The sequence below is a fragment of the Vreelandella sp. 162(4c) genome (assembly GCF_058152265.1).
This window is the reverse complement of record NZ_CM176981.1, coordinates 1159952-1178848: the sequence shown is the minus strand read 5'-3', so window position 1 is coordinate 1178848 and position 18897 is coordinate 1159952. Positions and strand designations below refer to the sequence as shown.

The 18897-nt window shown below is 52.0% G+C and carries 19 protein-coding genes; 10 read left to right on the top strand and 9 right to left on the bottom strand.

Annotated features, from left to right (window positions below):
* Nucleotides 1-102: 102 nt before the first annotated feature.
* Entirely contained in the window at nucleotides 103-1575 is a 1473-nt protein-coding gene (ilvC, locus tag AC4EYZ_RS05320; RefSeq protein WP_022520570.1) for a ketol-acid reductoisomerase, read from the bottom strand.
* Between the two features lie 243 nt (nucleotides 1576-1818).
* On the opposite strand from ilvC, the gene ilvY reads away from it, so the two are divergent.
* Nucleotides 1819-2697, top strand: a complete 879-nt coding sequence (ilvY, locus tag AC4EYZ_RS05315) for an HTH-type transcriptional activator IlvY (protein ID WP_009287237.1) — start codon at nucleotides 1819-1821, stop codon at nucleotides 2695-2697.
* Between the two features lie 91 nt (nucleotides 2698-2788).
* On the opposite strand, the gene AC4EYZ_RS05310 is transcribed toward ilvY, so the two are convergent.
* Both AC4EYZ_RS05310 and AC4EYZ_RS05305 read right to left on the bottom strand, forming a co-directional pair.
* Nucleotides 2789-2920: a putative transporter small subunit gene (locus tag AC4EYZ_RS05310; RefSeq protein WP_022520569.1), complete on the bottom strand. Its 132-nt coding sequence runs from the start codon at nucleotides 2918-2920 to the stop codon at nucleotides 2789-2791.
* A 74-nt stretch (nucleotides 2921-2994) separates the two neighbouring features.
* Nucleotides 2995-4647: a sodium:solute symporter family protein gene (locus AC4EYZ_RS05305; RefSeq protein ID WP_022520568.1), complete on the bottom strand. Its 1653-nt coding sequence runs from the start codon at nucleotides 4645-4647 to the stop codon at nucleotides 2995-2997.
* Nucleotides 4648-5120: 473 nt separating this feature from the next.
* Between AC4EYZ_RS05305 and AC4EYZ_RS05300 the strand changes: the two genes are divergently transcribed.
* Both AC4EYZ_RS05300 and AC4EYZ_RS05295 read left to right on the top strand, forming a co-directional pair.
* Nucleotides 5121-5885 carry an SDR family oxidoreductase gene (locus AC4EYZ_RS05300; protein ID WP_022520567.1) on the top strand — a complete coding sequence of 255 codons (765 nt, stop codon included), beginning with the start codon at nucleotides 5121-5123 and terminating at the stop codon, nucleotides 5883-5885.
* Nucleotides 5886-6032: 147 nt separating this feature from the next.
* Nucleotides 6033-6569 (top strand): YdeI/OmpD-associated family protein, encoded by a 537-nt coding sequence (locus tag AC4EYZ_RS05295; RefSeq protein WP_022520566.1) that lies wholly within the window; start codon nucleotides 6033-6035, stop codon nucleotides 6567-6569.
* An 86-nt stretch (nucleotides 6570-6655) separates the two neighbouring features.
* Here the strand turns inward: AC4EYZ_RS05295 and AC4EYZ_RS05290 are convergent, their stop codons facing one another.
* Nucleotides 6656-7324 (bottom strand): FMN-dependent NADH-azoreductase, encoded by a 669-nt coding sequence (locus tag AC4EYZ_RS05290; RefSeq protein WP_022520565.1) that lies wholly within the window; start codon nucleotides 7322-7324, stop codon nucleotides 6656-6658.
* A 139-nt stretch (nucleotides 7325-7463) separates the two neighbouring features.
* On the opposite strand from AC4EYZ_RS05290, the gene AC4EYZ_RS05285 reads away from it, so the two are divergent.
* On the top strand, nucleotides 7464-8312 hold the full coding sequence (locus AC4EYZ_RS05285; protein ID WP_053856845.1) for a LysR family transcriptional regulator: 849 nt from the start codon (nucleotides 7464-7466) through the stop codon (nucleotides 8310-8312).
* 295 nt (nucleotides 8313-8607) lie between these two features.
* Here AC4EYZ_RS05285 and AC4EYZ_RS05280 read toward each other — a convergent pair whose 3' ends face one another.
* A complete protein-coding gene (locus AC4EYZ_RS05280; RefSeq protein WP_022520563.1) occupies nucleotides 8608-9423 on the bottom strand; it encodes an aminotransferase class IV family protein in 816 nt (271 codons plus the stop codon).
* Nucleotides 9424-9503: 80 nt separating this feature from the next.
* On the opposite strand from AC4EYZ_RS05280, the gene AC4EYZ_RS05275 reads away from it, so the two are divergent.
* Nucleotides 9504-9854, top strand: coding sequence for a MerR family transcriptional regulator (locus AC4EYZ_RS05275; protein WP_022520562.1), 351 nt, complete (start codon nucleotides 9504-9506; stop codon nucleotides 9852-9854).
* A 118-nt stretch (nucleotides 9855-9972) separates the two neighbouring features.
* Here AC4EYZ_RS05275 and AC4EYZ_RS05270 read toward each other — a convergent pair whose 3' ends face one another.
* Nucleotides 9973-11190 (bottom strand): MFS transporter, encoded by a 1218-nt coding sequence (locus AC4EYZ_RS05270; protein WP_022520561.1) that lies wholly within the window; start codon nucleotides 11188-11190, stop codon nucleotides 9973-9975.
* Between the two features lie 112 nt (nucleotides 11191-11302).
* Between AC4EYZ_RS05270 and AC4EYZ_RS05265 the strand changes: the two genes are divergently transcribed.
* Entirely contained in the window at nucleotides 11303-12235 is a 933-nt protein-coding gene (locus tag AC4EYZ_RS05265) for an AraC family transcriptional regulator (RefSeq protein ID WP_022520559.1), read from the top strand.
* 52 nt (nucleotides 12236-12287) lie between these two features.
* Here the strand turns inward: AC4EYZ_RS05265 and AC4EYZ_RS05260 are convergent, their stop codons facing one another.
* A complete protein-coding gene (locus AC4EYZ_RS05260) occupies nucleotides 12288-13076 on the bottom strand; it encodes a helix-turn-helix transcriptional regulator (RefSeq protein ID WP_022520558.1) in 789 nt (262 codons plus the stop codon).
* Nucleotides 13077-13169: 93 nt separating this feature from the next.
* Between AC4EYZ_RS05260 and AC4EYZ_RS05255 the strand changes: the two genes are divergently transcribed.
* From AC4EYZ_RS05255 to AC4EYZ_RS05240, 4 genes are all read left to right on the top strand, one after another.
* Nucleotides 13170-14735: an MFS transporter gene (locus tag AC4EYZ_RS05255; protein WP_022520557.1), complete on the top strand. Its 1566-nt coding sequence runs from the start codon at nucleotides 13170-13172 to the stop codon at nucleotides 14733-14735.
* Between the two features lie 205 nt (nucleotides 14736-14940).
* Nucleotides 14941-15399, top strand: coding sequence for a carboxymuconolactone decarboxylase family protein (locus AC4EYZ_RS05250; protein ID WP_022520556.1), 459 nt, complete (start codon nucleotides 14941-14943; stop codon nucleotides 15397-15399).
* Between the two features lie 66 nt (nucleotides 15400-15465).
* Nucleotides 15466-15894 (top strand): RidA family protein, encoded by a 429-nt coding sequence (locus AC4EYZ_RS05245; RefSeq protein ID WP_039859290.1) that lies wholly within the window; start codon nucleotides 15466-15468, stop codon nucleotides 15892-15894.
* A 15-nt stretch (nucleotides 15895-15909) separates the two neighbouring features.
* Nucleotides 15910-16797 (top strand): sigma-70 family RNA polymerase sigma factor, encoded by an 888-nt coding sequence (locus AC4EYZ_RS05240; RefSeq protein ID WP_022520554.1) that lies wholly within the window; start codon nucleotides 15910-15912, stop codon nucleotides 16795-16797.
* A 121-nt stretch (nucleotides 16798-16918) separates the two neighbouring features.
* Here AC4EYZ_RS05240 and AC4EYZ_RS05235 read toward each other — a convergent pair whose 3' ends face one another.
* Entirely contained in the window at nucleotides 16919-17485 is a 567-nt protein-coding gene (locus AC4EYZ_RS05235) for a manganese efflux pump MntP (protein ID WP_022520553.1), read from the bottom strand.
* 442 nt (nucleotides 17486-17927) lie between these two features.
* Nucleotides 17928-18887, bottom strand: a complete 960-nt coding sequence (locus tag AC4EYZ_RS05230; RefSeq protein ID WP_022520552.1) for an AraC family transcriptional regulator — start codon at nucleotides 18885-18887, stop codon at nucleotides 17928-17930.
* Nucleotides 18888-18897: the final 10 nt, after the last annotated feature.

The window sequence follows — 18897 nt, the reverse complement described above, 5'->3', positions numbered from 1 at the left end:
TGTTCGGGGAACCAAAAAAGCCGAGCATATCGTGATGATATCTCGGCTTTTTTTGACGGCTTAGGTTTTGATGACCTGAACGTCTATCGTTTAATCAGGCGATTAAACGATTTTTTTCATGTCAGCCATGTAGCCACGAAGAACCGAGCCAACGGCTTCTACGGGGTGTGAACGAAGGGCAGTGTTAACTTCGATCAGGCGTGCGTTATCAACGCCGTTGTCGTCTAGCGAAAGCCCTTTACCGATCACGTCGGATTTGATGCCTTTCATAAAGTCTGCCAACAGCGGCACACAGGCGTGGTTGTAGAGGTAGCAACCGTATTCCGCCGTATCAGAGATAGTCGCGTTCATTTCGTACAATTTCTTACGCGCGATGGTGTTCGCGATGAGCGGCGTTTCGTGTAGCGACTCGTAGTAAGCCGATTCAGCGATGATGCCCGCCGCTGTCATGGTTTCGAAAGCAAGCTCAACACCGGCTTTCACCATAGCGACCATCAAAATGCCGTTGTCGAAGAACTCTTGCTCAGAGATTTCTACATCGCCAGCGGGTGTTTTCTCGAAATTCGTCTCAGCCGTTTCTGCACGCCATTTTAGAAGGTTCGCATCATCGTTCGCCCAGTCTTCCATCATCGTTTTAGAGAAGTGGCCACTCATGATGTCGTCTTGGTGCTTGTTGTACAGCGGACGCATGATGTCTTTTAACTCTTCAGAAAGATCGAACGCTTTGATCTTCGCTGGGTTAGAAAGACGATCTAGCATATTTGTCACACCGCCGTACTTCAGCGCTTCGGTGACTGTTTCCCAGCCGTACTGGATCAGCTTAGAGGCGTAACCCGGGTCGATACCTTCTTCGACCATCTTGTCGAAGCAAAGCAGGGAGCCCGTTTGCAGCATGCCGCAAAGGATCGTTTGCTCGCCCATCAGATCGGATTTCACTTCCGCGATGAAAGAGGACATCAGCACGCCCGCTTTATGGCCGCCAGTACCTACAGCGTAAGCTTTGGCGAGCGCAAGGCCTTCGCCTTTGGGGTCATTGTCTTCGTGAACAGCGATCAAGGTGGGAACACCGAAACCACGCACGTATTCAGCGCGAACTTCAGAGCCAGGGCACTTCGGTGCCACCATGATGACGGTTAAGTCGTCGCGAATTTTCATGCCTTCTTCTACGATGTTGAAACCGTGAGAGTAAGACAGGCAGGCGCCTTCCTTCATCAGCGGCATCACTGTGTTCACTACTGAAGTGTGCTGCTTATCAGGGGTGAGGTTCAAAACAACGTCTGCGGTGGGGATCAACTCTTCGTAAGTTCCTACCACAAAACCGTTTTCAGTGGCGTTTTTCCAGGACTGGCGCTTTTGCTCAATGGCTTCAGGACGCAGTGCATAAGAAACATCTAGGCCGCTGTCACGTAGGTTCAAACCTTGGTTAAGGCCTTGTGCGCCACAGCCGATAACCACCATTTTTTTGCCTTTTAGCGCTTCGACGCCATCAGCAAACTCAGCGGTGTGCATGAAGCGGCATTGCGCTAGCTGAGCCAATTGCTCGCGTAGCGGTAACGTATTGAAATAGTTAGCCATCGTTAGCATCCTAATTTTATGATCAATGTGTCGGTGTAAGGTACACCGATATTAAAAAGGTGACACCGTCGCTAGGGGGAAACGCTAGCGCCATGTCGGTAAGAGCATGTGATGAGAGGTAATGTATAGAAGAGTGACTCTTTCTTAAATTGATATATTTGCAATAACACGTCCCATTTTTCGCAACTGTCGGTTAGTATTCGGACATCGCCACAAGCGCAGTCGCGGAGCGTCGGTCTTATTATGAATATTAAACTTTTAAAACAATTCCTTGCCCTGGCAGAAACGCTGCATTTTGGACGCGCCAGCGATGAGTGTCATATCAGCATTTCTGCGCTGTCGCGCAACATTCGTCATTTAGAAGACGAGCTGGGTGTACCGCTGTTTAATCGCGACAATCGAACCGTGGCATTGACTCAGGAAGGCCAGAAATTTCTTAAATACGCGCGCGATACCAGCAGCCAGTGGAACTTGATCCGCCATGAGTTAACTGACAACTCTGATCAATTAAGCGGTGAAATCAGCTTGTACGGTTCAGTCACCGCGAGCTACAGTTTTCTGTACGAGCTGCTGCGTCGCTTTCGTATCGCCTATCCTGCGATTGAAATAAAGCTGCGCACGGGGGATCCAGAACACGCGATTGCGCATGTTCTGGACGGTAAAGAAGACCTCAGCATCGCGGCACGCCCCGCAAACTTACCTCGCGGGTTAGCATTCAAGCCCATTGCCACATCGCCTTTGTTATTTATCGCACCACTTGAGCAGCAAGTGCCAAATATTCCCACGACCTCGCCAACCGCACCCGGAGAGTGGGCGAATATCCCGATGATTTTATCTGAAAGCGGTGTCTCAAGAACTCGTGTGGACGAATGGTTTCGCCAACGCGATATTGCCCCGCGCATTTATGCACAGGTCACGGGCAATGAGGCGATTGTAAGTATGGTGAGCTTGGGCTTCGGCATTGGCGTAGTGCCAAAAATTGTGCTCGATAACAGCCCATTGAAGGATCGTATTCGGGTGCTTGATGTGAAGCCTGAGCTGGAACCCTACGATATTGGCTTGTTTACGTTAAAGAAAAACTTAAAAAACCCGCTGGTCGATGCATTTTGGAGCTTGATGTAGGGTTACAAACCACGGCAATCCTTTGCCGCATCTCTTTTCCTTGCCTCTATTTTCCTTAACCACTGTTACTGTTCATCGATGAAGAGCTACATCACACCAGTTCACGCTTATCACGTCGTGCAATGCGAATGTCTTTGACGGTGGCGATGCCAATCACCGCGAAGATGACAAGTGAGATCAACGGCCAGATCAGTACATATAACGCCAAGATAAAGGTTTGCATGCGCTTTCCTATTGTCTGGCTGGTGCGCTTGGCGCACCAGCGGATGAAGTGATGAATCTAGCGTGGCGCTGGACTTAGCCTTGCGTCGCAGGTTTGGTCGGGTCGTAGTTGATCACTTTCTGATCGATCTGCGAGAAGTCGAACTTACTGGAACTCATCAGGCTGACCGCGATGCAGAAGATGGTGCTGACGCCGTAAGCCATTAAGGAAGCCAGCAGCACGGTGTAGTCCCGCAGGAATCCGACGCAGAAGTAGGCCAGCACAATGGCGCAGAGTGTGCCGAAAACCAAACCAATTCTGCGCCCACAGAAGCCGAAGGCCATCAGACCGAGCACCACACCACCGCCGACGGCGGCGAGTAGTTCAAACAGCCCCGCAGTGACGCCAATCATCGGTACTAGCTCGAATCGTGCGACACAGAACATCACCAAGCCCGCGATGACAGCGGAGGTGAAGGCCTTGTTGGTGACTCGATCCCAGAAGCAACTGGCGATGACCGGGAACACAATTGCACCCCACAGCGCACCAACGAAGACCAGCATGATCAGAATGTCCATCGAGAAGCTGGCAAGAACCACCCCGATCAGCGTCGCGACGATCATGGTTAACCGGCCAATAAACAGCATCTTGGTCGGGTCGGGCTTGTTTTTGGCAATGTTTTTACCGTAGACATCGGCCATCAAAATCGCCGACATGGCGGAAAGATCCGAGTCAGCAGTGGAGGAGAGCGAACCGATCACCAGAATAAAGAACAACCCGATAAACACCGGTGAGAGGTACATTGAAACCATCTGCGGAATCAGATTGTTCATGTCGCCATCGATCGGCTCCATGCCGGTCATCAATGCCATCAAGCCGATCATGCCAAGACCAATGACAATGGCACCATAACCAATGGTCGCGGTGATAAAGGTCGGTTTGATATGATCTTCACGCACGGCGAATAGGCGCTGGGAAATGGTCTGGTTGCCAATGGCGTATGCCAGCACCGCTACAAAGAAGGGCGCACCTTGATTGAGGATCGCGTCCATCGAGAACAGGTTGGCTTGTTCTGGCGTAAGAAGACTCATGCCGTCTGACAGCGTTTCCGGGCCGCCGAGAGCAAACATTACCGCTGGAATAATCAGGATGGCCACGGCCATCATCGCCATCAGTTGGGCAAAGTCCGTCAGCACTGAGGCGCGGAAGCCTGACCACAGCGTATAGGAGAGCACCCCGACCCCAGCAATAACCACACCGGCCTGGAAAGAGAGGGGCGAAAGCACCGAAACCAGCGCGCCGGAAGCGGTGAAGTTGACCATCAGGCTGATGATGCTGCCCAGGATGTTGGAGGAGGCAAGAATCAGCTGGCTGGAAGAACCATGGCGGGCATGGATAAGCTCACCCAGGGTGTGCGCATTGGGCGCCAGTTTGCGAAAACGTCGGCCAAAGGGGTAGATAAACAGAATCATCAGCGCGCCCCACAGCCCGTAATGTAAAGGGCCGGAAATGCCATAGGTATAACCCGAGGTGGCGGCGCCGTAGAACGAGGCTGCCCAGATCCAGGTGGCGGTCATGCTGGCAGCGCCAAGGCCAAAGCCGATCTGGTGATTAGACACCATAAAGGCGTCAGTATTTTCCTTTTTCTTCTTGATCAGCAAGGTCAGCAGGTAAGTGCCGCCGTAAAAAAACGCCAACAAGGCGAGCACAGTCACGGTCGAGAATTGATAGAAACTTTCTTCGTTCATTGAATACCCATAGGCTTTGCAGCCCTAGCATCCTAAATAGCAACCACAGTTCCCTTGAAGGAGTGGCCGCGACAGGACGTAAGCAAAAAACAGAACATCTTTCTAGGTATGTCTGTAGCGAGATGATATCGCGGTTGGCGATCAGGTCGTGCAAGTGTCAGGCGCTGGAAACGCCTTAAATAGGGAGGCAGATGGACTTCCACAGTGAATCGCAACAAAGCGCTGGGGGAGTCGATCCGGAGGGCTACCCTACTCCCTTAAGCTCGAACAGTACAGGTTGAAGCCCGGCTCGTCGGGAATCAGCAGGCGGGTCAGCTACGCCGTGCCCTGAAAAGGCCACAGGTATGCTCAGCATTTTAGTACCTGCGCAATGTAGCAAGTTTCGGGTCGGCGCCAGGTAAAAGGCTTCTTATGATCTTCGCTGTTGGTGGGGGAATTTCCCCTTTTTCTGAACAGTGATGGAGGTCATAAAGATGGGTGCACTCGAAAATAAAGTTGCCATTGTTACTGGTGCCAGCGCAGGTATTGGTAGAGCGACTGCCCGGCTTTTCGCTAGGGAGGGAGCTACTGTCGTGGTAGCGGCCAGAAGAGAGTCAGAGCTGGAGGTGCTGGTCAGCGCAATAAAAGAGGAGGGTGGCCAAGCGTTAGCGGTTGCTGGCGACGTAGGTGATGAGGATTTCGCCAGAAAGCTCGTTGACGAGACGCTCGCGAGGTTTGGTCAATTGGACGCGGCATTTAACAACGCAGGCATTTTAGGTGCGATGGGGCCGGTGCCCGAGATGTCGTTGGCCGATTGGAATCAGGTGATCACGACCAATTTAACGAGCGCTTTTCTGGCAGCTAAGTATCAACTGCCGGCCATGCTAACGAGTGGCGGTGGTTCGTTAATTTTCACTTCAACATTTGTTGGCTATAGCGCTGGAATGCCAGGCATGGCTGCTTATGCGGCCAGTAAAGCGGGATTAATCGGGCTGACGCAAGTACTCGCTTGTGAATATGGCTCTGATAACATTCGAGTGAATGCGCTACTACCGGGAGGCACGGATACTGCTGCAGCCAGGGAGTTTGCCAACACTCCCGAAGCGTTAGCGTTCGTAGCCAACCTACATGCAATGAAGCGGACGGCAAAGCCTGAAGAGATTGCTCAATCCGCACTCTACCTGGCTTCAGATGCATCCAGCTTTACGACCGGAACGGCACTATTGGCAGATGGTGGAGTATCAATAAATCGCGTCTGAATATAGGGCCTCACTCTGACTATAATCAGGATTAGGGGCCTTGAGCTATGCAGCAGCATGCCACAGGCAGCCCGTTCTGAAGGAGGGGCTGCCCCTTTTGATTGGAGTACTGTTAATTGCCACACTAAAAATAGGATACAAAGAGCTATGACATCTCAGTTTAAAGCAACGCTTCTTCGGCCCGCCAAGCAGGATAGCGATAATTCATGGGCTTTTGTCGTGCTGCCCAAAAGCGTGAGTGAGAAGCTCCCACGGCGAGGCAGGACAACGGTAGAGGGCACCCTCAATACTTATGCCTTCCAGGCTACTCTTGAACCGGACGGCCAATTGAGCCATTGGTTGCGGGTAAGTAAAGAGCTGCTTGAATCGGCAGGCGTTAACAGTGGCGACGATGTCACCTTTGAGATTACGCCCGTAGAGCAGGAGCCTGAACCCGAGGTGCCCGCTGATTTGCAGGACGCCCTTGCAGCGTCTCCAGAAGCTCAAACTGTTTGGAGCGATACCACGACGATTGCTCGCCTGGACTGGATTCATTGGATTACATCCGCCAAGCAGTCCAAGACCCGAGCGAAGCGGATTCTAGATGCTTGCGACATGCTTGCTTCTGGAAAGCGCCGCGTTTGCTGCTTCGATCCATCTGGCTATTACAGTAAAGCGTTTAGCCCACCTAAAACGGCAGGTTAGCGTTGCAGTTTCTGTATTACTGTTCAAGATTAATAGCTTTTAAGCAGGGCAGCGCATATTGCACTGCCCTACTACTGCTTAAGGATTTATGCTTTGCTAGCCAAATCAGTCGCTAGTAATCCTGCATTTTTAAGCGCATTAGCAACTGATTCCTGATGCCTTTCGTCCCCAAATTCTTGGTACTCTGACGTTATTTCATAAAATGACTCGACACCCAAGTATCTGCCCAATGTTTTAATGTGTGGCCCGAGGTGATTCATATGCTCACGTTCACCTCCTGGCCCAAACCCAAATTCTCCGCATGAGGTCACTAAAATAAGTGTTTTTCCAGACAAAAGTGGCTCTATAGGATGGTCGCCACGAGCCAAGTCAAAGCTAAATGTTTTATTTATACGCATTACCTGATCGAACCATGCTTTAAGAGGGGCGGGCATGCCGTAGTTGTACATAGGTGAAGATATTAAAATGACATCCGCTTGAGATAACTCGTTAAATAGCTGATCTGATAAAGCCAGTTTTTCGAGTTGCTCAGAACTTTTTCGGTCATCCGGAGTAAACACAGCGCCTATCCAGTCTTGGTCAATGAAAGCTGGTGGATTTAAGCCAATATCACGATAAATGTAATTATCTGTACTTTTAGCAGACCTCCATTTATCAACAAACTGCATAGCAATGCGCTTTGATATTGAGTTGTGGTCGGGGTTGGGGTTGGACGTCTTGCGTACGCTGGCGTCTATATGAAGTAATGTGTGCATAGTGGGCTCGACTGATAGTGATGTGGAGTGGCTATGCTGCCTTTTTGCCAATACTGCGACAAATGAATAAACTGGCTCGATAGATGAGTAAAACTTACCTATTGAGAAACGGGTTTGAGTCCAAAATGGGGGGCTGGCGGTGAAGGCTTCATTGCAAGCGATTAAGGTGTTTGAAGCAGCAGCTCGACTGGGGAGCTTTAAAGATGCCGCTGAGGAGCTGTCGATAACGCCAGCAGGTGTGTCGCACCACATCAGCAACCTTGAGAGTAGGTTGGGAGTGCGGCTGTTTAACCGAAAAAACCGAAAAGTGATATTAACTTCAGAGGGGCACCAGCTCGCTGAGGCAACAACAGCAGGTCTGCAGAAAATTCAGACTGCGCTAGATAATATAAAGTCAGGGGCATCACGACTGAATGTTGATACCACTTCATCCTTTGCTGCCCTGGTGTTAATTCCGTTATTACATGATTTCAATAAAATCTATCAAAATATTGATGTTGAAATATCAACAGGTGAAGTGGTGGCATCTAAAATTAATGCCCTCTCTATCCGTTTGGGAGACGTAACCCGTGTTGATGAGTCAAGCTTATTGAAAAAAGAACGTTTTAACGTGTATGGAGGCTCTTCTTTTATCAACTCTATCACAGCGGATAAGCCTCCTATTGTCTACCTGACTAAATGGAAGAATAGTAAATTACCGGATTCACCTTGGGAAAGCTGGTTAATGGAAAATGGGGAGTCTCTTCCAAACTTTGAAATAAGATATTTTGATCAGGAGCTCTATGGCGTGTATGAAGCTATTGCTGGGAAAGGGCTGGTGTTTTGTTCAGAGACTCTGGTTTCTGACTTTGTGAAAGCTAACACATTACAGCCAATGTCGTATCAAGGCGTTGATTCAATACTGTGTTACTACATCCCGACCCAAAGTTGGCAGCATAGCGCCAAAATGCAGGCCTTTGTCGATTGGCTTAAGTCTAAAGTTAATTAAATTTCACATTGTGTTTGCTAAATCTACCCTTATAAGAGTGAGTAAGGCATGGCAATTCAACACATACAAGCGAGCCTACATGCAGGCCCTTGAAAGCCTTTTGTTAAATAAAGGTGCGCTTACCAGCATTGAGCGAGCAACTGGTCTGTTGATTGCAACGTTTGAACGGAAAGGCCGTGTTCACTCTTGTGGTGGCGGGGGGCAATGTGCAATGCACTTTGCCGAAGAGCTTGCTGAGACAACGCTGGAAAATCGATGGTGTTGTCTCAGATTCCGCGCTATATGGAAAGACCCCCTACAACACACTGTTGGGCTCAGCTTGGTAGGCTTTATGAAGCAGACTGATGAACGGGGTTATTTCTGCAAAAGCAGTGGTAGCAATGGCAGTGACTGCGATCCCAGGTGTCCATGAATTCATCACCGCGGCACCGGGCAGTTCCTGAAGACGCTCAATGGTGATCTCCTCGTGGCGCTGGGCAATACCGAGGCGGTTCAGTTGGCGTTGAACAATACCCATCATGGTGCCCTGCAATATCGTTGCCTGTGGCCAGATCACCGTCTCACCGTCCCAGAAGGCAAGGTTCCAGATGGTTGCCTCGCTCAATCGCCCATGGCGGTCGACAAAGGCTGCATCGTCGAAACCCTGGCGCAGAGCTTGATGTAGATAGTAGGTTTTGCCCGCCTCACCAACGTGCTTGATAGAAGCTAGAGGTCGCTCGTGATCTACCCTACTCAGCCTCAACGGCCCTTTAGGGCCATTAGCCGGTGCGCTGCTACGGACGAGCACGTCTGGCTCCGCATCCATGCTGGCCGCGGTGAATTCGCCATGGCGGGAGAAGAGAGTAACCGTTAATGACTGGTCTTTCGGGCCTTTATCAATAGCTGTTTTGATGTAGGAGACCAGTTGCTCCTCGGGAAGCATCTTTCCAAAAAACTCTTTTGACGCTTTCTGCAGGCGGGCAAGATGAAGATCTAGCCCTTTGACCTCTCGATCTCGTACCTGCATGGCCGTGAAATGGGCAAACCCTGCAAAGGCCAGGGGTATCAGCTCTGAAAGAGTGGCTGGTTGCCCATTAATATGGGCCTGAAAAGTGCTGGTGTTAGTGAACATGGCATTAACTCCTGATTGAACTTGCAGTGAGGAGTCACTACCCTAAACCCTAACAGCGCTGTAAGAGTCAATAGAGTGAAATGAAAATAGGCGAGCTGGCAAAACGCACCGGAGTAAGCATTCGCATGCTGCGCTACTATGAAGCGGAAGGTTTGCTTAAGCCAACGCGCGCCACCAATGGGTACCGTCATTACGGGCAGGGTGAGATTCGCACTGTCGAGCGGATCAAACTGCTCGGTTCAGCAGGCATGACTCTGGCAACCATCAAGCAATTCCTACCGTGTGTGAGAGGGGAGGGCCCAGTTTTCGAGCCCTGTGACGAACTACGCAATGTCTTGCACGAACAAATTGAGTTTGCCGACCAGAAAGCAGCCAAACTGGCCCAAAGCCGTGCCATTCTGGAGAGTTTCCTGTGCGATATTGAACGGTGATGAACAGTGGGTAACGGGAACTGCAGGAGGCATGTAACGCTTGAATCACCGCATTTCCGCTGGGTGGTCTAGTCAACTGAGGAGCCGGGAAGTCTCACTACTCCCGGCTCTCTTGCTATCAGGCCGGGCTTTGTGAGCGTGGCCCAAATGACAGCACAAGCAGGGTTCCCAGGCTGGTAGTGATCAGGGCTAATAGGGGCCCACCCAGCGCGCCGAGGTAATCCACTAGTATGCCGCCGCCTATAGCACCGCTGGCGATAGCAACCTGAAAGGCGGCAACTATCAAGCCCCCTGCAGCTTCAACTTGATCCGGCGCGGCACGAACTATCCAGGTTTGAAATCCGATGGGAAAAGCGCCGAAAGCAAACCCCCACAGTGCGATAGACACGGCAGTAACGCTGGCCAAACTACCCGCGAACAGTAGCGTAATGGTGATCGCAATAATGAGTGCCCCACCAAACATAATGGCGTTGCGCTCGCTACGTTCTGCGATAAATGCACCGGCGAAATTGCCAAAAAAACCACCAATGCCAAAGCCGAGTAGTACCGCAGAGATTGCACTGACGGATAGCTGCGCCACCTCTTCAAGGAGCGGTCGTATGTAGGTAAATCCGGCAAAATGGCCTGAAATCATCAGCACTACGGCTAACAGCACAACGCGAACCTGCGTGCGTGTGAGCAGTTGGAAGAGAGTGCGCAGGCTTGGGTTGTCTTTTGGCGGCATGGCAGGAATGACGAAAAGCTGAGTCACGAGCGTCACTAGACTAAGGCAACTAGCGGCAATAAACGCACTGCGCCACCCCCAGAGACCACCAATATAGGCGCCCAGAGGGGCTGCGCAAACGGTAGCGACAGACACGCCGGTCAAAACAATAGACATGGCGCGTGCAAACAGATTGTCGGGCACCATGCGCATTGCCAGGGCAGCGGCCATCGACCAGAACCCTCCCAAGGCAATTCCCAGCAGTACTCGAGCAAAAATTAAAACAAAAAAGCTATTCGCCGTTGCCGCCAAGACGTTGGAAACGACGAGCAGCAGCGATAAACCAAGCAGCACAAACCTACGATCAAAATTGCGGGTCAGAAGTGGGATTGTTAGCGCGGCAAGCGCAGCTACTGCAGCAGTAGCCGTGACCGCTTGGCCCGTGGCGCCAACGGAGATGTTGAGATCCGCTGCCATGGCCGTCAGCAGGCTGGCCGGTAAAAATTCGGCAGTCACTAAACCAAAAACCCCCAGCGCGAGGCTGACAATGCCCATCCAATTGGCTGAGGTAGGTTCAGCGGTGGGTGTTGCCGTTAGTAATGACGGGCTGGCGGAGCAAGTAGTGTCGTTCATTGCAGGCCTACTAAAGTGTTAGTTGAAGCTGCAGTGTAAAATTAAGGGTTTGGCTTTTCTATGATATAAAATCCGTAAAGCATGACTATTTGTCCAAACCGGGTTCATTAATATGCGCGACACCTTAACTGAAATTCTGCTCGGCCTGCGCCTTGAGGGCGTGGAGTATGGGCGCTGCCTGCTGCGCGCCCCTTGGGCCGTCGCAACCTCTGCCCAGCCAGCAGCACTTTTTCTTTTTGTGGCTCAAGGCGGGTGTTGGTTGCGTACCGAGACAACCGAGTGGACATACCTGAACGCTGGCGATGCGGTGCTCTTTCCGCGTGGAGCGTCCTACGTAATGGCCAGCTCGCAGGACGTGCCTGCAGTGGATAAGGCTACGTTGGCTCGTAGGCCGGTCTCCGAGAATATTTATCTGGTGAACAGTGAGTCAAAAGAGAGTGATATTGAGCCGGATGTGCTTTTTTGTGGCGCCATGCACTTCAATCTCGACCCGCTACACCCTCTGATTGCGATAATGCCTGACATGATGCGCGCTAGCGATTTGGCTAAACGTGATCCCTCGGTACCTGCCTTATTGGAGGCAATGGAGCGAGAAATTAGCCTGGATCGAATCGGTGCCTGCGGCATACTTGCCCGTTTGGCCGATGTGCTGGCCGCCACTATTATTCGTGCTTGGATTGAGTGTGCCTGCAGCGACTCTAGCGGCTGGATTGCAGCCGTGCGCTGCCCACAACTCGGCAAGGTGCTGGTAGCCATCCATACGCAGCCGGAGCGCGATTGGTCAGTCGCCGAGTTAGCGGATGTCATGGGAGCTTCGCGCTCAAGCTTTAACGATAAGTTCAGCCGGATGTTAGGGGTGACTCCCGCCAAGTATGTGGCGCGGGTAAAGATGTTTCAGGCTCGACAGTGGATAGCGCGGGACAATATGCGCATCGCCGTGGCCGCGAACCGGCTTGGCTATGACTCCGAAGCCTCATTCAGTCGCGCGTTCAAACGCATTATTGGCCACCCGCCGAGTGAGGCACGTGAAGCAGAGACCGTGTGACGGTTGAGTCTTCTCTTCAATATTCCGTGAAAGAAGATGGCATAGGAACGATTTAGCTGTCGAAGTAAACAACCATCTTGAGATGACGGTGCTCATCAACGATTAGCGTCTCATGGGTATAAGTATGATGCCCGCCCTCTGTATCGAGGAGGCTGCTGATTCCTCGATGGTAGCCTTCCATACTCGAAGCTTCCCACCAGCGCCGAAAGTCTGGAGATAACTGACAAAGCTCGTCGATCAGCGTTTGCATGATCGGGTCTTCAGGGGCGACAGCTAAGTCACAACGAAACTGCGCCAGCATATGCGAGGCATCCAGTTGCCAGTCAGGAAGTCGTCGGCGTAGATCGGGGGCGGTAAATACCATCCTTAGCAGGTTGCGTTCAGACGCCTCTCGGCTGCTGAACTGAAGTAGCTTATCGGCCTGCGCATTCCAGCCAATAACATCCCAGCGCAGATTCATGACGTAGCTAGGGCGAGAGAGATCATCCATCAGCGATCGTATCCGGGGAGATATGCTCTGCTCTTGATACGCTTCTGCTGGCGGCGCTCGGCGGTGTGCCAACAGAAAAAGATGACAGCACTCGGCGTCATCCAGTTTCAGGGCACGGGAGATATTGAGCAGGAAGCGTTCGGAGACCTTAATGTCACGGCCCTGCTCAAACCACGTGTACCAAGTCAGTCCTACCCCAGCAAGCGCCGCAACCTCTTCTCGCCTTAAGCCCGGTGTACGCCTTCGCCCGCTGGTGGGAAGTCCAACGTCCGCGGGCGTCAATTTGCGACGATGCCGCAGCATGAATTCGGTGAGATCACTCTGTGTTCGTTCAAGCCTATGATTCGACATGCTATTACCTTTGGTAATAGGATAATTGGCTATATTGTAACCCCATATTGAGTGTCTGAGAATGCCTGCTTCCATGATGAAGTCGGAGGCTACATGTCATTCAATTGTGATGTTCACACCCCTCTCTATACGGTTGCAGGAGGACGGCCTTATAACAAGGCTGGCCTTAAAGAGTGGGCGGGGCTTGCGGTATTGGCACTGCCCACCATGCTGCTTGGGCTCGATGTAACTATTCTCTACTTGGCGCTTCCAGCCCTGGCGGTAGAGCTACAGCCAAGCAGTACCCAGGCGCTGTGGATTATGGACGCCTATGGCTTCATGATCGCCGGTTTTCTGATCACTATGGGCACGCTAGGGGATCGGATTGGCCGACGTCGGCTACTGATGATGGGAGCCTCTGCGTTTGCGGTCGCGTCGGTGTTTGCAGCTTATGCACCCAATGCCGAGTGGCTCATTGTGGCGCGGGCAGCATTGGGTATTGCCGGAGCAACCCTGATGCCTTCTACGTTGGCCCTGATTAGCAATATGTTTTTTGATTTGCACCAGCGGGCACTGGCGATCGGTATATGGGCAACCATGTTCGCACTGGGTATGGCGTTAGGCCCGGTGGTCGGTGGGTTGCTGTTAGCACCCTTTTGGTGGGGAGCCGCTTTCCTAATTGCCGTGCCCATCGTCATCATACTGTTGTTAACTGCCCCATTACTCCTGCCGGAGTACCGTAACCCACAGGCAGGCCGTCTGGATCTTTTGAGTGTCCTGTTGCTGTTGATAGCAATTTTGCCAAGTATCTATGCCATAAAGGAGTTCTCTAAAGCAGGATTGACGCCACTGGTATTGGTTACTCTCGCACTAGGCGTAGTGGGAACACTGTTCTTTGTGCGTCGCCAAAAGCAGCTTCTCGATCCACTGCTTGATCTCAAACTGTTTGCCAGTAAAACCTTCACTGCCGCCCTTTTTATACTCCTGATAGGGCTGGTGGGCGTGGCGGGAATGATGCTCTTAGTTACCCAATATCTTCAGCTAGTGGCGGGCTACACGCCGCTGATTGCTGGGTTGTGGATGGGGCCGCCAGCGCTGATGATGGTACTAGCCGGTATCCTTGCCCCTATCTTTGCGCGCCGAATTCGGCCAGCGTTTGTTATTGCTTTAGCGCTTATGCTTTCAAGCATCGGTTGTGGTTTTCTGGCTCAAGTAGACCCACTCTCCGTTCAGGTACTCCAGGTCGTAATCGGATTTTCACTGGTATACCTGGGGCTGGGTACCATCGCCGCGCTGGGCACAGACTTGGTGGTAGGGTCTGCGCCTCCGGAAAAAACCGGGTCTGCATCGTCGATGTCCGAGATGGTTCAAGAGTTGGGGGTGGCACTAGGCGTAGCACTTCTCGGCAGCATGGCGACCCTGTTGTATCGCGTGCAGATTGCCAGTGCGATTCCTAACGGGATGCCAGACGATATCTCCCGTGCCCTTGGAGAAAGCTTGTGGGCAACAACGTCAGTTGCTGAACGACTTCCCGATGGGATACTTGAGCAAGCCCAGTCTGCGTTTACGCAAGGTATGAATATGGCCGCCGCAGTAAGTGGCGCCACCCTTTTGGCGCTTGCGTTGATATCAGCCGTTACTCTACGGCATGTGAAAGCCGTTGGAAAAGAGAGTGATTGAGTGGCCCACAGGGTAGGGGAGATAGCGATAAGTATCCGAAATGCCCTGGCCACTAGCCAATGCTTTGGCGTACTCCTCGTCTCCCAGGCGTTTTATTTTCTAAATTATTTCTCACCATGTCACAAACATTAAGGCTGTTCCGTCTATCTCTGTAGAACGACCGGTGGATAGCTTTCCACTCCATATAAAACAGAGGAGCAAGACAATGGAAACACGCCTGAACGCCTTTAAAGCCTCTCCAGAGGGCATTACCGCGATGACTAAGCTAGAGGAGTACGTTCGCCACTGTGGACTGGAGTTTAGTCTGATTGAGCTAGTTAAAACACGCGCCTCTCAGATCAATGGCTGTGCATTTTGCCTGCATATGCACACCAGCGATGCCCGCGCAGCGGGTGAGAGCGAGGCACGCCTTTACCTGCTGTCTGCCTGGCGCGAGTCCACTCTCTATACGCCACGGGAACGGGCGGCGTTGGCCTGGACCGAGGCATTGACAAAGCTACCCGACACAGGCGCTCCTACGAAGGATTACGAGCAGGGCGTGGCGAATTTTACCGAGAAAGAGTTCGTTGACCTTACCTTACTGATTGGAGCGATTAACGTCTGGAACCGCATTAGTGTGGGGTTTCGTTCGCTTCATCCGAATGAAACCCAAAGCCGTCAGTGATCAGAGCTGAGGGGTAGTGATATGTTTTGTTGCATCATCAAACGCTTTAAATGGGGAATTATCGCTATGGCGCTGAACACAGCTCACGCAGGTGGAGTGACAACAACCATCGTCAATTCTGATGAACTTTATGATCCTGCACCTAACGGCTATAGCCACGCGGTGGTTGCCAGCGGAGGCAGCCGGGTTGCCTACATTGCCGGTCAGGGAGGCGAAAATGCCCAGGGAGTACTGCCTGAGTCGTTTGCGGATCAAGTTGCCCAAGCTTATCGCAACCTTAGAACTGTGTTGCAAGAACTTGATGCGAGCCCGCAACAGGTTACTCGTATTAACACCTATGTCGTCAATTATGATCCTTCGATGTTGGAGGTTATGACCCGCTATGTGAAGGAGACCTTTGGCGATGCGCTGCCTGCGCAAACACTTGTGCCGGTACCGCGGTTAGCGCTGGATGGCATGCTGTTTGAAGTGGACGCGACCGCCGTGCTTGAGTAGCGGGAGCCAATCACCATGACGGAACAGTCTGCGCGCCAGTTTAATCACTGGCGCCGTTATCTGACCGGTATCGCCTATCGAATGCTGGGGTCGGTGAGCGAAGCGGAAGATGTGGTACAGGATGCCTACCTGCGCTGGCATGATACTGACCACCTTTCGGTGAACGATGTGCGTGCCTACCTGACCACTGTCACCAGCCGGCTTTGTCTTGATCGCCTTAGGGTCGCTCATCGACAACGTGAGGTTTATGTGGGCCCCTGGTTGCCTGAACCGCTGGTGGAAACGTTGGATACTCCGGTGGACCCCGAGGCGCTAGCCAGCGATGTCTCTTTCGCCCTGATGCTGGCGCTGGAGCGGCTGTCGCCTTTGGAACGGGCTGCTTTCCTACTGCACGATGTGTTCGGGCTGGATTTTGGTCAGGTCGCCATCAGCCTCGAACGTAGTGAAACAAGCTGTCGCCAACTTGCCAGCCGGGCTCGAAAAAAGGTGCGGGCCGCACGCCCGCGCTATCAGGTGGCGGCTGGAGAGCACAGCCAACTGACCCAACGCTTCTTTGAAGCAGCACGCAGTGGCGACGTCACCGAATTGAAGGCTTTGTTGAGCGGCAGCGCGACGCTGCATGCCGATGGAGGCGGCAAGAGAGTTGCTGTACGCAGACTCATTATCGGCGCAGATAAAATAAGCCGGTTCTTTGCAGGCTTGGCCCACAAGTCGACGTCATCCAACCCTTGCTGGGTAAGTCATGTAATTGTCAATGGGCTTCCGGGGTGGTTAACGATCGAACACGATGGGCTACCTCAGGTTATGACTCTGGAGGTCGTGGATAGTCGTATCCAGGCACTTTACGTTGTGCGTAATCCGGATAAATTACGCCACTTGGCTGACCAGCTACCGCAGCTTTAGTCTTTAGTTAAGTAAATAGATTTTTCTCAAGCTTTTCTTTTACGGCAGCTTCATGTGTAAAAGCTCAATCGCTTAAGAAGGACTTTCAGGTTTAAAAGAGATCAAGGTTATAAATTGCTGGTTAAGCATTAAAAAAAGCTGTGTGCTCGGCCAATACTGCTAAGCCAATTCCGATTAGCACAATACCGCTGATAAGTTCTGCCCAGTGACCGACGAACTTGCCAAGCTTATTGCCCAGAAAAGTGCCTATAGAGGCCATTACCGTAGTAGCGAGGCCGATAGCTAGGCTGGTGGCGATGATATTGGCATCGATAAAGGCGAGGCTGGCGCCCACAGCCATGGCATCAATGCTGGTAGCAGTGGCGGTCAACACCAATAACCAGAGCGTCTGTTTGCGGTGCTCTATCTTGTCTTCCTTTTTGAGCCCGGTATGCATCATGTGAAGGCCGATAAGCGTCAGCAGGGTAAAGGCCACCCAGTGATCCCAGGCTTGCACATACTGCTGAGATGCCTTGCCCGCTACCCAGCCGAGTACCGGGGTAATGGCTTCGATCACACCAAAGACCAGGCCAATCCCGATGGCGTGACGATACCGTGGCTTTTGCAGCTCGGCGCCTTTGCTGATGGAGGCGGCGAAGGCATCTGCCGACATGGATACGGCTAGAAACAGCAGGGTAATTGGTGTCATGGAGTGTGAACTCGCTCGCTGGAAAAGTACCGTGCACATGTACCCAGTGGCAGAGTAGTAATACTATGCTTGAGTGTAAAAGTCGGGTATTCAATAGCGATGAATCCTACCACGATTTATTAAACAAACAAGACAGAGCTTTAAAAATAAAGTTTGTAATAGTGAACTAACATAGCCTTGGCTAACAATGTGTGTGTTAGCTGATTTTGTTTGCTTTTAATATACTTGTGTGACTTGTGATAAAGATGTGAATCTATTGTGTTCGTCATGTTTAATGACGTTGTGATGTGCTTTTAAGGTTAAAGGTTTATAGTTATCTATAGCGTTATTGTTGTTGGTGATTTAGTTGCAATAATTCAATATTAAGTGGCTTGAAGTTATAAAAGACTAAATAGCCGTTATCAGAATCATCGGGAAAACCAGAAGCCGATTACACTGGAAGTCATGCAGTCTGCGGTGCTGTTCCCGCTGCCCGCAGTTGAATAACATCAGCTCGGGGTGGCGCGCCGAACATGCGGCTGTATTCGCGGCTAAAGTGGGAAGGGCTTTCATAACCTACCCGGTAGCTGGCGGTGGCCGCCTCGAGCCCCTCGGCCAGCATGAGTCGTCGGGCCTCGTGCAGGCGAAGTTTCTTCTGGTACTGCAGGGGCGACATGCGTGTGACTTGCCGGAAGCTATGGTAAAGCGTCGATTCACTCATGTTGGCGGTTGCTGCCAGTTCACGGATCTTGAGCGGTTGCGTGTAGCGCTCTTTAAGCGCATAGATGACCCGCGCAATCCGGTTAGCCTGGGAGTCGGAGGCGGCAAACCGGCGCATGTGAGGCCCCATGGCACCCATGAGTGCCCGATAGATCAACTCCCGACGGGCCAAGGGGGAAAGCACCTTGATGTCTTCCGGGGAGTCGAGCAGGCTCAACAATCGATAAAGTGCACCCTGCATGCGTGCATCCATGGGGGCCGATTTTAATCCGCAGTCCGTCTCGGAGCAGATAGTATCATTTCCCGCGGGCGGCGCTGTGTCGCCCAGTTCCAGTATCAGTCCTGCTACCTCCTGGGGATCCACTGAGACTTTTACCGCCAAGTAGGGCTTTTCCGGGGTGGCATGGTCAATCCTGCCTACCACCGGTAGGTAAACGGCGCTACCCATGTAGCTGGGCCCGGTGTAGACGATCTCCTTGTCACCTAGTAGCACGGTCTTGCTGCCTTGAATGACAAAACACAGGCACGGCTCGTATACCGCACAGTGAAAGCTGGTAGGGGCGTCAGCGCGCACCAGTTGCACTTCGGCAATCGCCGTATCCTGAAGCTCTTCAAGTGGGCTCCAGCGACGGGCAACGCTGATTAACTGTTGCGATAGGTTGTCGCTGAGCTGGACAATCTGCTCAGGCAAGATAGTGGTCAATGGCTTTCCT

Excerpts from the sequence above, each read along its gene's own strand:
- ilvC (WP_022520570.1), bottom strand. The coding sequence starts at position 1,575 with ATGGCTAACTATTTCAATACGTTACCGCTACGCGAGCAATTGGCTCAG.
- ilvY (WP_009287237.1), top strand. The coding sequence starts at position 1,819 with ATGAATATTAAACTTTTAAAACAATTCCTTGCCCTGGCAGAAACGCTG.
- AC4EYZ_RS05310 (WP_022520569.1), bottom strand. The coding sequence starts at position 2,920 with ATGCAAACCTTTATCTTGGCGTTATATGTACTGATCTGGCCGTTGATC.
- AC4EYZ_RS05305 (WP_022520568.1), bottom strand. The coding sequence starts at position 4,647 with ATGAACGAAGAAAGTTTCTATCAATTCTCGACCGTGACTGTGCTCGCC.
- AC4EYZ_RS05300 (WP_022520567.1), top strand. The coding sequence starts at position 5,121 with ATGGGTGCACTCGAAAATAAAGTTGCCATTGTTACTGGTGCCAGCGCA.
- AC4EYZ_RS05295 (WP_022520566.1), top strand. The coding sequence starts at position 6,033 with ATGACATCTCAGTTTAAAGCAACGCTTCTTCGGCCCGCCAAGCAGGAT.
- AC4EYZ_RS05290 (WP_022520565.1), bottom strand. The coding sequence starts at position 7,324 with ATGCACACATTACTTCATATAGACGCCAGCGTACGCAAGACGTCCAAC.
- AC4EYZ_RS05280 (WP_022520563.1), bottom strand. The coding sequence starts at position 9,423 with ATGTTCACTAACACCAGCACTTTTCAGGCCCATATTAATGGGCAACCA.
- AC4EYZ_RS05275 (WP_022520562.1), top strand. The coding sequence starts at position 9,504 with ATGAAAATAGGCGAGCTGGCAAAACGCACCGGAGTAAGCATTCGCATG.
- AC4EYZ_RS05270 (WP_022520561.1), bottom strand. The coding sequence starts at position 11,190 with ATGAACGACACTACTTGCTCCGCCAGCCCGTCATTACTAACGGCAACA.
- AC4EYZ_RS05265 (WP_022520559.1), top strand. The coding sequence starts at position 11,303 with ATGCGCGACACCTTAACTGAAATTCTGCTCGGCCTGCGCCTTGAGGGC.
- AC4EYZ_RS05260 (WP_022520558.1), bottom strand. The coding sequence starts at position 13,076 with ATGTCGAATCATAGGCTTGAACGAACACAGAGTGATCTCACCGAATTC.
- AC4EYZ_RS05255 (WP_022520557.1), top strand. The coding sequence starts at position 13,170 with ATGTCATTCAATTGTGATGTTCACACCCCTCTCTATACGGTTGCAGGA.
- AC4EYZ_RS05250 (WP_022520556.1), top strand. The coding sequence starts at position 14,941 with ATGGAAACACGCCTGAACGCCTTTAAAGCCTCTCCAGAGGGCATTACC.
- AC4EYZ_RS05245 (WP_039859290.1), top strand. The coding sequence starts at position 15,466 with ATGGCGCTGAACACAGCTCACGCAGGTGGAGTGACAACAACCATCGTC.
- AC4EYZ_RS05240 (WP_022520554.1), top strand. The coding sequence starts at position 15,910 with ATGACGGAACAGTCTGCGCGCCAGTTTAATCACTGGCGCCGTTATCTG.
- AC4EYZ_RS05235 (WP_022520553.1), bottom strand. The coding sequence starts at position 17,485 with ATGACACCAATTACCCTGCTGTTTCTAGCCGTATCCATGTCGGCAGAT.